The organism is Mycobacterium terramassiliense (assembly GCF_900157385.1).
GTDB classification, from domain to species: Bacteria; Actinomycetota; Actinomycetes; order Mycobacteriales; family Mycobacteriaceae; genus Mycobacterium; species Mycobacterium terramassiliense.
On the sequence record NZ_LT717701.1, the window covers coordinates 912,205 to 924,598 of the forward strand.

The 12,394-nt window shown below is 66.0% G+C and carries 12 protein-coding genes; 9 read left to right on the top strand and 3 right to left on the bottom strand.

What is annotated here, in order from left to right:
• Nucleotides 1-2: 2 nt before the first annotated feature.
• From MTAB308_RS19150 to MTAB308_RS19185, 8 genes are read left to right on the top strand one after another with little or no spacing between them, the layout of a single operon-like run.
• Nucleotides 3-1,205 (top strand): MCE family protein, encoded by a 1,203-nt coding sequence (locus tag MTAB308_RS19150; protein ID WP_077101286.1) that lies wholly within the window; start codon nucleotides 3-5, stop codon nucleotides 1,203-1,205.
• The gene (locus tag MTAB308_RS19155) at nucleotides 1,205-2,257 is read left to right on the top strand and encodes an MCE family protein (RefSeq protein ID WP_066916310.1); all 1,053 of its coding nucleotides are present in this window, start codon (nucleotides 1,205-1,207) and stop codon (nucleotides 2,255-2,257) included. Before MTAB308_RS19150 ends, MTAB308_RS19155 begins: the two co-directional genes overlap by 1 nt.
• Complete coding sequence (locus MTAB308_RS19160; RefSeq protein ID WP_066916308.1) at nucleotides 2,247-3,311, top strand: virulence factor Mce family protein; 1,065 nt, start codon at nucleotides 2,247-2,249, stop codon at nucleotides 3,309-3,311. Before MTAB308_RS19155 ends, MTAB308_RS19160 begins: the two co-directional genes overlap by 11 nt.
• Nucleotides 3,308-4,753 carry a virulence factor Mce family protein gene (locus tag MTAB308_RS19165; RefSeq protein WP_077101288.1) on the top strand — a complete coding sequence of 482 codons (1,446 nt, stop codon included), beginning with the start codon at nucleotides 3,308-3,310 and terminating at the stop codon, nucleotides 4,751-4,753. Before MTAB308_RS19160 ends, MTAB308_RS19165 begins: the two co-directional genes overlap by 4 nt.
• Nucleotides 4,750-5,916, top strand: coding sequence for an MCE family protein (locus MTAB308_RS19170; protein ID WP_066916304.1), 1,167 nt, complete (start codon nucleotides 4,750-4,752; stop codon nucleotides 5,914-5,916). Before MTAB308_RS19165 ends, MTAB308_RS19170 begins: the two co-directional genes overlap by 4 nt.
• Nucleotides 5,917-5,925: 9 nt before the next feature.
• Nucleotides 5,926-7,647 (top strand): virulence factor Mce family protein, encoded by a 1,722-nt coding sequence (locus tag MTAB308_RS19175; RefSeq protein ID WP_077101290.1) that lies wholly within the window; start codon nucleotides 5,926-5,928, stop codon nucleotides 7,645-7,647.
• A complete protein-coding gene (locus MTAB308_RS19180; protein ID WP_077101292.1) occupies nucleotides 7,647-8,366 on the top strand; it encodes a mammalian cell entry protein in 720 nt (239 codons plus the stop codon). The genes MTAB308_RS19175 and MTAB308_RS19180 overlap by 1 nt, the downstream gene beginning before the upstream one ends.
• The gene (locus tag MTAB308_RS19185; protein WP_077101294.1) at nucleotides 8,366-8,857 is read left to right on the top strand and encodes a mammalian cell entry protein; all 492 of its coding nucleotides are present in this window, start codon (nucleotides 8,366-8,368) and stop codon (nucleotides 8,855-8,857) included. The genes MTAB308_RS19180 and MTAB308_RS19185 overlap by 1 nt, the downstream gene beginning before the upstream one ends.
• A 3-nt stretch (nucleotides 8,858-8,860) precedes the next feature.
• Here MTAB308_RS19185 and MTAB308_RS19190 read toward each other — a convergent pair whose 3' ends face one another.
• The 3 genes from MTAB308_RS19190 to MTAB308_RS19200 all read right to left on the bottom strand — a co-directional run bounded on the left by MTAB308_RS19190 (nucleotide 8,861) and on the right by MTAB308_RS19200 (nucleotide 11,167).
• Nucleotides 8,861-9,439, bottom strand: a complete 579-nt coding sequence (locus MTAB308_RS19190) for a hypothetical protein (RefSeq protein WP_077101296.1) — start codon at nucleotides 9,437-9,439, stop codon at nucleotides 8,861-8,863.
• Nucleotides 9,440-9,520: 81 nt separating this feature from the next.
• Complete coding sequence (locus tag MTAB308_RS19195) at nucleotides 9,521-11,002, bottom strand: alpha,alpha-trehalose-phosphate synthase (UDP-forming) (RefSeq protein WP_077101299.1); 1,482 nt, start codon at nucleotides 11,000-11,002, stop codon at nucleotides 9,521-9,523.
• Complete coding sequence (locus MTAB308_RS19200) at nucleotides 11,003-11,167, bottom strand: hypothetical protein (protein WP_096866203.1); 165 nt, start codon at nucleotides 11,165-11,167, stop codon at nucleotides 11,003-11,005.
• A 94-nt stretch (nucleotides 11,168-11,261) separates the two neighbouring features.
• On the opposite strand from MTAB308_RS19200, the gene MTAB308_RS19205 reads away from it, so the two are divergent.
• Complete coding sequence (locus MTAB308_RS19205) at nucleotides 11,262-12,185, top strand: enoyl-CoA hydratase (protein ID WP_066916292.1); 924 nt, start codon at nucleotides 11,262-11,264, stop codon at nucleotides 12,183-12,185.
• Nucleotides 12,186-12,394 lie beyond the last annotated feature (209 nt).

Here is a 12,394-nt window from a genome sequence, read left to right on the forward strand (position 1 = left end):
CGATGGCAGAACGGGTATCGCGACGGTCAAGTGTCCGGCTGGCAGCGGCGCTGCTGGCCGCTTTGATTGTGGGCTTCGTCGCCCTGACTTACCTTTCGTACACGGCGGCTTTCGCCTCGACCGACACCGTCACCGTCTCGTCGCCGCGGGCGGGGCTGGTGATGGACAAGGGCGCCAAGGTCAAGTACCGCGGCCTCCAGATCGGCAAGGTCACCGGCATCGACTACTCCGGTGACCAGGCGCGGCTGACGCTGGCCATCAACAGCGACCAGATGCACTTCATCCCCTCCAACGCGACGGTGCACATCGGGGGGAACACCATCTTCGGCGCCAAGTCGGTGGAATTCCTTCCGCCCCAAGCGCCCTCGCCGACGTCGCTGCGCCCGGACGCGCACGTGGAGGCCTCGGCGGTGCAACTGGAAGTCAACACATTGTTCCAGTCGCTGATGGACCTGCTGCACAAGATCGACCCCGTCGAATTGAACGGGACGCTCAGCGCGCTCGCCGAAGGCCTGCGCGGCCACGGCGACGACTTCGGCGGCACCTTGTCAGGACTGAATACCCTGGCACGGCAGGCGAACCCGAAGCTGCCCGCCCTGCAGGAAGACTTCCGCAAGACCGGGATCGTCACCAACACCTACGCCGACGCCGCCCCCGACCTGAATACCGTCTTCGACAGCTTGCCCACGATCAACAGGACCGTCGTCGACCAGCAGAAGAACCTCAACGACACGTTGTTGGCGACGATCGGGCTGGCCAACAACGCCTACGAGACGCTGGAGCCCGCCGAGCAGAACTTCATCGACGCGATCAACAGGCTGCGCGCGCCGATCAAGGTGGCCGCCGACTACTCGCCCGAACTCGGCTGCATATTCGCGGGTATCGATCGAGGCATCAAGGAATTCGGCCCCCTGCTCGGCGGCAACAAGGCGGGCCTGTTCACGTCGTCGAGCTTCATCTTGGGCGCACCGTCGTACACGTATCCGGAAGCCCTGCCGCAGGTCAACGCGTCCGGTGGCCCGAATTGCCGCGGGCTGCCTGACATTCCGAGCAAGCAACACGGCGGGTCGTTCTACCGGGCGCCGTTCCTCGTCACCGACAACGCCAACGTCCCGTACGAGCCCTTCACCGAACTCCAGTTCGACGCGCCCTCCACGCTGCAGTTCCTGTTCCACGGCGCCTTCGCGGAACGGGACGACTTCTGATGGCCGCCTCGGGAATGCCGTCGCACCGGTCGATGGTGATCAAGCTCGGCATCTTCGCGGTCGTGATGCTGGTGGTGGCCGCCGGTCTGGTGGTGGTATTCGGTGATTTCCGGTTCGGTCCCGAGACCTCCTATCACGCAACCTTCACGGATGCGTCGCGGTTGAAGGCCGGCCAAAAGGTTCGCATCGCCGGGGTGCCGGTCGGCGCCGTGTCGGGCATCAAGCTCAACCCGAACAACACCGTCGACGTCCAGTTCGGAGTCGACAGCCGCTACACGCTATACACGTCCACGCGCGCGGTGATCCGTTACGAGAACCTGGTCGGCGACCGCTTTTTGGAGATCACGTCGGGCCCGGGGGAGCTGCGGAAGTTGCCGGCGGGCGGCACGATCAACTCCGAGCACACCCAGCCCGCACTGGATCTCGACGCGCTGCTGGGCGGCCTGCGGCCGGTGCTCAAGGGCCTGGATGCCGACAAGGTCAACACCATCAGCAGCGCGGTCATCCAGTTGCTGCAGGGCCAGGGGGGAGCGTTGTCCAACGTGCTGGCCGACACCAGTGCCTTCTCGTCGGCCCTGGGCCACCGCGACCAGCTCATCGGCGACACCATTACGAACCTGAACACCGTGCTGGGCACCGTCGATCAGAAGAGCGCGCAGTTCTCGGCCAGCGTTGATCAGCTCCAGCAATTGATCACCGGTCTGGCCAAGAACAAGGACGATGTCGCGGGCGCCATCCCGCCGCTCGCGTCGACGACGACGGATTTGACTGAGCTGCTGAAGAATTCGCGGCGTCCGCTGCAGGGCATCTTGGAGAACACCCGGCCCCTGGCCACCGAGCTGGACAACCGCAAGGCCGAGGTGAACAACGACGTCGAGCAACTGGGCGAGGACTACCTGCGACTGTCCGCGCTGGGCGCCTACGGCGCCTTCTTCAACATCTACTTCTGCTCGGTAACGATCAAGATCAACGGCCCGGCCGGCGGCGACATTCGGATACCCATGGGCGGCCAATTGGACCCCAGCAAGGGGAGGTGCGCTTTTGCCAAGTAGCGCAAGACGTGAACGCGACCCGTTGCGCACCGGCATCTTCGGCGTGGTGCTGGTGGTCTGCGTCGTCCTCATCGCATTCGGCTATAGCGGCCTGCCCTTCTGGCCGCAGGGCAAAACGTACAACGCCTACTTCACCGACGCCGGCGGCATCACGCCCGGCAACGCCGTGTACGTCTCAGGGTTCAAGGTCGGCAAGGTCCAGTCCGTCGGGCTCGCCGGGAACAGCGCCAAGGTGACGTTCAGCGTGGACCGGCACGTCGCCGTGGGTGATCAGTCCCTCGCTGCGATCCGCACCGACACCATCCTCGGCGAACGCTCGATCTCGGTGAGCCCCGCCGGCCACGGCAACGCCACCACCATCCCGCTGAGTCGGACCACCACGCCCTACACGCTGGCGGGTGCACTCGAGGACCTCGGTCAAAACGCCAGCAATCTCAACAAGCCGCAGTTCGACCAGGCCCTCAACGTGCTGACCGACACGCTGCACGACGCCACCCCCGAACTGCGCGGCGCCCTGGACGGGGTGACGTCGCTGTCGCGCACCCTGAACCGCCGCGACGAGGCCCTGCAAGGCCTGCTGGCGCACGCGAAGTCGGTGACGGCGGTGTTGTCGCAGCGCGCCGACCAGGTCAACAAGCTGGTCGACGACGGCAACGAGTTGTTCGCCGCGCTCGACGAGCGGCGCGCCGCGATCGGTCAGCTGATCTCGGGTATCCACGACGTGTCGGCGCAGATTTCCGGTTTCGTCGCCGACAACCGCAAGGAGTTCGGCCCGGCGCTGAGCAAGCTGAACTCGGTTCTGTCCAACCTCAACGAGCGCCGCGACTACATCACCGAGGCCCTCAAGCGGCTGCCCGCCTACGCGACAACGCTGGGCGAGGTGGTTGGCTCGGGGCCCGGGTTCAACGTGAACGTCTACAGCGTGCTGCCGGCGTCGATGATCGCGATGGTGTTCGACTTCTTCTACCAGCCGGGCAAGCTGCCGGCCAGCCTCTCCGACTACCTGCGCGGGCTGATTCAGGAACGCTGGGTGATTAGGCCGAAGTCACCATGATGAAGCGGATCACCGGCAGCCGCGGGCTGCGCTATGGCATCATCATCGCGCTGGTCGCGATGGTGGCGGCGGGCGTGTATGTGCTCTCCGCGCAAGGCAATAACCGCACCGTCGTCGGTTACTTCACCTCCGCCGTCGGCCTGTACCCCGGCGACCAGGTCCGTGTGCTGGGCGTGCCGGTCGGCTCGATCGACTCGATCGAGCCGCGGCCTTCCGACGTCAAGATCACCATGTCGGTGTCCAAGGACGTGAAGATCCCCAAAGACGTCAAGGCCGTCGTCATGTCGCCAAACCTGGTGTCGGCACGGTTCGTTCAGCTCGCCCCGGCGTACACCGGCGGGGCGGTGCTGCCCGACGGTGCCAGCATCGATCTGGCCCGCACCGCGGTGCCGGTGGAATGGGACGAGGTGAAGGAGTCGCTGACCCAACTGGCCGTACAGTTGAGCCCCGCGGCGGGACAATCTCAGGGCCCGTTGGGTGCGGCGATCAACCAGGCCGCGGACACGCTCGACGGCAAGGGCGAATCCTTCCACAACGCGCTGCGTGAGCTCTCACAAGTCGCCGGGCGGCTGGGCGATTCGCGCGGCGACATCTTCGGCACGGTCAAGAACCTGCAGGTGCTGGTGAACGCGCTGTCGGCGAGCAACGACCAGATCGTACAGTTCGCCGGCAACGTCGCCTCGGTGTCACAGGTGCTTGCCGACAGCTCGCGGCACCTCGACAACACCCTGGGCACGCTCAACCAAGCGCTCTCGGACATCCGGGGTTTCCTGCACGAGAATAATTCGACTCTGATCGATACGGTCAACAACCTCAACGACTTCGCCCAGACGTTGAGCGACCAGAGCGACAACATCGAACAGGTGCTGCACGTGGCCGGCCCCGGCATCACCAACTTCTACAACATCTATGACCCCGCCCAGGGCACCCTGAACGGCCTGTTGTCGATACCCGAATTCTCCAATCCGGTGCAGTTCATCTGCGGCGGGTCCTTCGAGACGCCCGCGGGACCGAAAGCGCCGGAGTACTTCAAGCGTGCCGAGCTCTGCCGTGAGCGCCTGGGCCCAGTGCTGCGCCGTCTGGCGGTGAACTATCCGCCGGTGATGTTCCACCCGCTCAACACGATCACCGCGTACAAGGGTCAGATCATTTACGACACCCCGGAGACCGAGGCCAAGGCGAAGACACCGGTTCCCCAGCTGACCTGGATACCCGCTAAAGGCGCTCAATCGCCGCCAGCCGACCAGAGCCCGACGGATCTGCAGGCCCTGCTGGTTCCGACGGCGCCGCAGGCGGGCGCTCCTCCAGGGCCGCCGCCGGCCGGGGCGAGCCCGGGTCAGGCCTCTAGTCCCGGACCCGGTAACGCGTTCGGTCCGCTACCTGGCCCGGCGCCGAGCCAGGCGCCCAGTGGCCCGGCGGCCAACCTGGGCGGTGGCGGATGAGCCGAATCTGGCTGCGCGCCAGCGTGTTAGCCGTGGGTGGCGCGCTACTGGCCGGTTGTCAATTCAACGGGCTGAACTCCGTGGCGATGCCCGGCACAGCCGGCCACGGGAGCGGCGCGTATTCGGTCACCGTCGAAATCCCCGACGTGGCGACGCTGCCGCAGAACTCGCCGGTCATGGTCGACGACGTGACCGTGGGCAGCGTCTCGGGCATCTCGGCCGAGCAGCGGGCCGACGGATCCTTCTATGCCGCGGTGAAGCTGGCGCTCAACAAGAACGTGGTGTTGCCGGCCAACGCGATCGCGACGGTGGCCCAGACATCGTTGCTGGGTTCGCTGCACATCGACCTGGCTGCCCCAAAGGGCAAGCCGGCGATCGGCAAGCTTGTCAACGGGTCGAAGATCCCCGAGTCCAGCACCGGCCGCTTTCCCACCACCGAAGAGGTGCTTTCTGCCCTGGGCGTAGTGGTCAACAAGGGCAACCTCGGTGCGCTGGAAGACATTACGAACGAGACCTACCAGGCCGTCGCCGGCCGCCAGGACCAATTCGCCGACCTGATCCCCCGACTCGCCGAATTGACGGCGGGGCTGAACCGGCAGGTCAACGACATCATCGACGCGGTCGATGGGCTGAACCGGTTCTCGGCGACCCTGGCGCGCGACAAGGACAACCTGGGCCGCGCGCTGGACACGCTGCCCGAAGCGATCGGCGTGCTCAACAAGAACCGGGGCCACATCGTCGACGCGTTCGCCGCGCTGAAGAAGCTGGCCGGCGTTTCGTCGCGCGTGCTCTCGAAAACCAAGGTGGACTTCGCCGAAGACGTCAAAGGCCTGTATTCGGTCGTGAAGGCGCTGAACGACAACCGGAAGAATTTCGTCACGTCAATGCAGATCCTGCTGACGTTCCCGTTCCCCAACTGGGGCATCAAGCAGGCCGTGCGCGGCGACTACCTCAACGTGTTCACCACCTTCGACCTCACCCTGCGGCGGCTTGGCGAGACGTTCTTCACCACGTCGTATGCACTCGACCCGAACATGATGCACATGAACGAGATCCTCAACCCGCCCGACTTCTTGACCGGCGAGCTGGCGAACCTGTCCGGACAGGCGGCCGATCCGTTCAAGATTCCGCCCGGCACGGCTTCGGGTTCTGAGGGGCGGTAGGGCAGCGCGATGCTAGATAGACTGACGAAGATCCAGCTCGGCATTTTTGCGCTGATCACCGCGATCACCCTGATCGTGACGGCCATCTTCTACCTGCGCCTTCCGGCGACGTTCGGCATCGGGACCTACGGCGTCAGCGCCGATTTCGTCGCCGGCGGCGGCCTGTACAAGAACGCCAACGTCACCTACCGCGGCGTCGCGGTAGGCCGCGTCGAGTCGGTGGGCCTGAACCCCAACGGCGTCACCGCCGAAATGCGGCTCAACAGCGGCACTCCCATTCCGGCGAACGTCACCGCGACCGTGAAGAGCGTGTCGGCCGTCGGTGAGCAGTACATCGACCTGGTGCCGCCGGACAACCCGGCAACGGTCAAACTGCACAACGGATCCCGGATCGACCGGCAGAACACCCGGATCGGTCAGGACGTCGCCGCCCTGTTGAAACAGTCCGAGACGCTGGTGAACAGCCTCGGCGACACCCGGTTGCGCGAGCTGCTGCATGAGACGTTCGCCGCGGCCAACGGCTCGGGCCCGGAGCTGGCGAGGCTTTTCGAGTCAGCCCGGTTGCTGGTGGACGAGGCCAACGCCAACTATCCGCAGGTCTCGCAGCTGATCGATCAGGCGGGCCCGTTCCTGCAGGCTCAGATCCGGGCCGGCGCGGACATCAAATCCCTGTCGGACGGGTTGGCCCGCTTCACTTCTGACGTGCGTCAGGCCGACCCGCAGCTGCGCTCGACGTTGGCCAACGCCCCGGGCGCGGCGGACGAGGCCAGCACCGCGTTCTCCGGCATTCGCCCCTCCTTCCCGGCGCTGGCCGCGAGCCTGGCGAACCTTGGCCGGGTGGGCGTGATCTACCACAAGTCGATCGAACAGCTCCTGGTGGTCTTGCCCGCGCTGTTTGCCGCGATCATCACGGCGGCCGGCGGCACCCCCCAGGATGAGGGCGCGAAGCTGGACTTCAAGATCGACCTCAACGATCCGCCGCCGTGCTCTGTCGGATTCCTGCCCCCGCCGCTGCAGCGCACGCCGGCCGATGAGACGCTGCGCGAGCTGCCGAAGGACATGTACTGCAAGGTCGCCCAGAACGATCCGAGCACCGTGCGCGGCGCCCGAAACTACCCATGCCAGGAGTTCCCCGGCAAGCGGGCGCCCACGATTCAGCAGTGCCGCGACCCGAAGGGCTATGTGCCGGTTGGGCGCAACCCCTGGCGCGGCCCCCCGGTGCCCTACGACACCCCGGTGACGAACGGGCTGAACGTGTTGCCGCCCAACAAGTTCCCGTATATCCCGCCGGGCGGCGATCCCGATCCGGGGACTCCCATGGTGGGTCCACCCCCGCCGGGGGTGGTGCCCGGGCCCGGGCCGGCGCCGCACCAGCCCGCCTACGATCCGCCGCCCCCCAACGACAGCGGGCCGCCGCCGGGTAACCCGTCGTGGCACCCGCCGGGGGTCCCCCCGGAGCCGCCCCAGCTCCCGTATCCGAAGTGGCTTCCGCCGCCGGCACCGCCGGAGGGGATCAATCCCCCGCCGGCAGGACCGGGTCCCGAGAAGCCGTGGGGCCCGCCGCCCGGCCCGCAACCGCAGGCCAGCGGTCCCTCCTACGCCACCTATGACCAACAAACCGGAGCCTTTGTGGATCCGGCGGGCGGCACTGGTATCTTCGCGCCCGGCACCAGCGGTGCATCCAGCGCCGAGAACTGGGTGGACCTGATGCGCGACCCGAGGCCGCTTTGATGGAGCCCGTCTCGAAAGACGAGCAGACCACGTCGCAACGGGTCCGCCGCCGCGCGTCCCGCCCGGCGGGTCCGGTGAAAAGCGGTTCGGCTGAGGCCGTTGAGGTTCACGTCGAAGTCGCTGACGAGCCGGAGCGGACGGCGAAGCCCACTGCCAAGAAGGTGAAGACTCTCAACCCCGTCAAGCCGCCGCCGCGGCGGCGGGCTCACCGGGTGCTGGTGGGATGCGTCGCGCTTGCCCTCGCCCTGTTGGCGATCGGTGGGTTGGCCGCCTCCTTGACGTCGCTGATCGTCCAGCAGCGCCATGCGGATGCCGAGCAAGCGCGCGACCGGCGCTTCGTCGACACCGCCACGCAGATGGTGGTCAACATGTTCAGCTACAAGCAGGACAACGTGGACGACAGCGTGAATCGCTTCTACAACAGCACCAGCGGTCCGCTGCGCGGAATGCTGGGCGCCAACAACAACATCGAGAATCTCAAGGCGTTGTTTCGGTCCACCAACGCGACGTCGGAGGCCGTCATCAACGGCGCCGCCCTCGAGGGCATCGATTCGGTCACCGACAACGCCTCCGTGCTGGTCTCGGTGCGGGTCACGGTTGCCGACATCGATGGGACCAACAAACCGTCCATGCCGTATCGGCTCCGGGTCATCGTGCATGAGGACGACGCCGGCCACATGACCGGCTACGACCTGAAGTATCCGGACGGGGGCAACTGATGCGGTTGCGGCGGTGGCTGATCGCCGCCGTGGGCTGCTTCCTGCTGGTAAGCATCATCGGATTGGCCGCTGCCGCCGGCTGGTTTTATTGGGACCGGGTGGAGACCCGCGCTGAGCAGTCAGCGCGCGCCCTGTTGCCGCAACTGGCATCAAAGGAGATTCCGGAGGTCTTCGCCTACGACTACCAGACCGTCGAACGTAGTCTCGCCGAAGCGTATCCGCTGCTGACGCCCGCCTATCGTCAGGAGTTCCAGAAGAGCGCCAACGCACAGATCATCCCGGAGGCCAAGAAGCGGGAAGTCGTTGTCCAGGCGAACGTTGTCGGCGTCGGTGTGATGATGGCGAAACGCGATTCCGCCTCGGTCATGGTTTACCTGAACCGCACCGTGACCGACAAGTCGCGCCAGCCGCTATACGACGGCAGCCGGTTGCGGGTGGACTTCAAGAAGATTGGCGACAAGTGGTTGATCGCCTACATCACACCCATCTAGCCGTCAGAAGCAAATCGCAATGTCGTTGCATCGCAAGGGATAACGCTGGGCCGGGCTGGGCGGCGGGCCCGCGAGCGCCAGTGAGAACGGTTGCTTGCTCATCGACGGCTCCAAGCCGCATTCGGCGCCGTGCAGCGTGGTGTGCGTGCCCGCGAGCGTCTCGTTGTCGAAAGCGTAAGTCTCAGTCGATGCCGCCGTGCCGCCACCCGGGCACGAAACGCCGTTGGGCGCATTGACCTCGAACGTCCAGAGCCCGCTCACGAGTCTGGCCCTGCCGCTGTAGTTTTGGAGCTTATCCTGGCGACTGATCTGTTCGGACGTCGAGCTCACCACGTTCAAGATACAAAAGTCCGCCATGATCGTGGGATTGTCGTAGTCCTTGTAGTAGCGGCTTCCGTTTACTTGATCGCACAGCGCCGACACCAGCCAGGTCACCCCGGACACACCTGCCTGATTGAACGAGTAATTGCCGTCCGCCGGTGGCGCGACCGCATGCGCCGGGGTGCCGGATTCCACTGCTATACCAAGAGAAATGGCCGAAAAGATTCCGGCGCCGGCGGCCAATCCGCGACGAAGCTTCACGACAATCCTTCCTTTTCACTGCTGCATTGAGTATCACAGCGTTTTGGCCGAAACGCCATGGGTTTCGGAGCTAAACGCCCGCTAATCAGCGTCGTGTGGATGTGACTCGACAAGCGCGTCGAGGAATGACCGCGCCCAGCGGTCTACGTCGTGAGCGAGCACCTGGCGGCGCATCGCTCGCATCCAGCGCCGGCCCTCCTCGTCCGTCTGGTTGAGTGCCGCTTCGATCGCGTCCTTGAGCCCCTCGAGGTCGTGCGGGTTGACCAGATACGCCTGCCGCAATTCGGCCGCGGCGCCGGTGAATTCGCTGAGCACCAGCGAGCCGCCTAGGTGGACGCGGCAGGCGACGTATTCCTTGGCAACCAGGTTCATCCCGTCGCGCAGTGGGGTGACCAGCATGACGTCGCTGGCCACGAAGAACGCGATCAGTTCGTCGCGGGGAACGGGGCGGTGCAGGTAGTGCACCACCGGGTGGCCGACCTCGCCGTATTCGCCGTTGATGTGGCCGACCTGGCGCTCGACGTCGCTGCGCAGGATCTGATAACTCTCCACGCGTTCGCGGCTCGGGGTGGCGAGTTGGACCAGCACGGTGTCGTCGCGTTTGGCGCGGCCCTCGGCCAGCAGCTCGGCGAAGGCTCTCAGCCGAACGTCGATGCCCTTGGTGTAGTCCAGCCGGTCGACCCCCAGCAGGATCTTTCGCGGGTTGCCCAACTCGGCGCGGATCTCCCGCGCGCGGCGCCTGACTTTCGGGTCGCGGGCCGCGTGGTCGAGCGCGGACGAGTCGATCGAAATGGGGAAGGCGCCCACCCGGACGGTGCGCGCCGCAAGCTCCACCTCGCCGAATCGCGACCGCACCCCCACCGATCCCCGGGAGGTGTTGACGCCGATCAGCTGCCGGCACAGGACCAGGAAGTTCTGCGCGCCCCCGGGCAGATGGAAGCCCACCAGGTCCGCGCCGAGGAGGCCCTCGATGATCTCGGTGCGCCACGGCATCTGCCTGAACAGCTCCACCGGCGGGAACGGGATGTGCAGGAAGAAACCGATGGTCAGGTCGGGACGCAGCTCGCGCAGCATCTTGGGCACCAGCTGGAGCTGATAGTCCTGCACCCACACGGTCGCGCCCCGGGCCGCCGCGTGCGACGTGGCCTCGGCGAAACGCCGGTTGACCGTGACGTAGCGGTCCCACCATTCGCGGTGGTAGATGGGTTTGACGATGACGTCGTGGTACAGCGGCCACAGCGTGGCGTTGGAGAATCCCTCGTAGTACTCGGCGACGTCGTCGCCAGTCAGCCGCACCGGATACAGGTGCAGGTCCTCCTGCACGATCGGCTGGTAGTCCAGTTCGTTGTCGTCGTCGGCGACTCCCGGCCATCCGACCCACGCGCCGCGCCGGCGACGCAGCAGCGGCTCCAACGCCGTGACCAATCCCCCGGGGCTGCGTTTCCAGGCCGTCGTGCCGTCGGGCAGCCGCTCGAGGTCGACGGGCAGCCGGTTGGCGACCACCACGAAATCCGAGCTCCCGAAGTGTGCGTTCTTCGAGTTTGGGCCGCCCTGAGGAGCCATTTATGTTTCGTGCTTGGCCGGCCCGATACCCAGCATCGACAAGAAGATGCGGCACTCGTCGGCGTCGTTCGCGTACGCGGCGACGACCCGCCTGGCCTGGCTTGCGGTGCTTGCTGCCAGCGGCTCCACATCGCCGAGTTCGCCATGATCAGATTTGGTAGGCATGACATAACTCTAGGCCAAGCGCGAGACCCGGCGGGGACCCGCTTACATACTCGCCGTAATGTGTAAACACTGGCGGATCTGAAAGGTGGGCGGAATGACACTCTCCGACCAAGCCGATGCCCGGGCCGGCTCGAAGGCGGCCAATGAGCTGGTGACCTATGAAACCCTCGACGACGGCCGCGTCGCCAGGATCTGGCTCAACCGGCCCGAGGCCCACAACGCGCAAAGCCGCGGCCTGCTGATCCAGCTCGACGAGGCGTTCCTGCGCGCCGAGGCCGACGACACCGTGCGCGTGGTGATCCTGGCGGCGCGCGGCAAGAACTTTTCCGCCGGCCACGACCTGGGCTCGGAGCTGGCGATCACCGAGCGCAGCCAGCTGCCGAGCTTCCGCATCAACGGCGGCACCCGTGAGCCCATCGCGGAGAAGATCTACCTGCAGGAGTGGCACTACTTCTTCCAGAACACGTGCCGCTGGCGCGATTTGCGCAAGATCACCATCGCCCAGGTGCAGGGCAACGCGATTTCGGCGGGCCTGATGCTGATCTGGGCCTGCGACCTGATCGTGGCGGCCGACAATGCGAAGTTCAGCGACGTCGTCGCCGTGCGCTTGGGGATGCCGGGCGTCGAATACTACGCCCACCCTTGGGAATTCGGGCCGCGCAAGGCCAAGGAGCTGTTGCTGACCGGCGATGCGCTGGACGCCGACGAGGCCTACCGGTTGGGCATGGTGTCGAAGGTGTTCCCGGCCGACGAACTGGCGGACAAGACGCTGGAATTCGCCCGGCGCATCGCCGAGCGGCCCACGATGGCGGCGCTGCTGGTCAAGGACTCGGTGAACGCGGCCTCCGACGCGATGGGATTCACCGAGGCGCTGCGGCACGCGTTCCACATTCACGAGCTGGGCCACGCCCACTGGGCCGCCCACAACGAGAACAGGTACGCGGTCGGCCTGCCGCCCGACGTCGAGGACTGGCGCGACGCCAAGCCCACCCAGATCGCCCGCCGCGATACGCCTTAGGAACAGCTCTTCTCTGGGGCACATGCGCCCTTTGCGTCTCCTGCAGCAGCCGGCACCGTTGTGCCCTCACAGCGACAGGCCGATATTGTCGCGCTGAGGTGGACAAACCGTCGACCACCCCCGGACAGGGCTTGTGTAGCGCCCGCGAAACATAACGCGGCTCACGGCCTAAATCGCTGATCACGGCAATCTGAACTGCTATTCGGCGC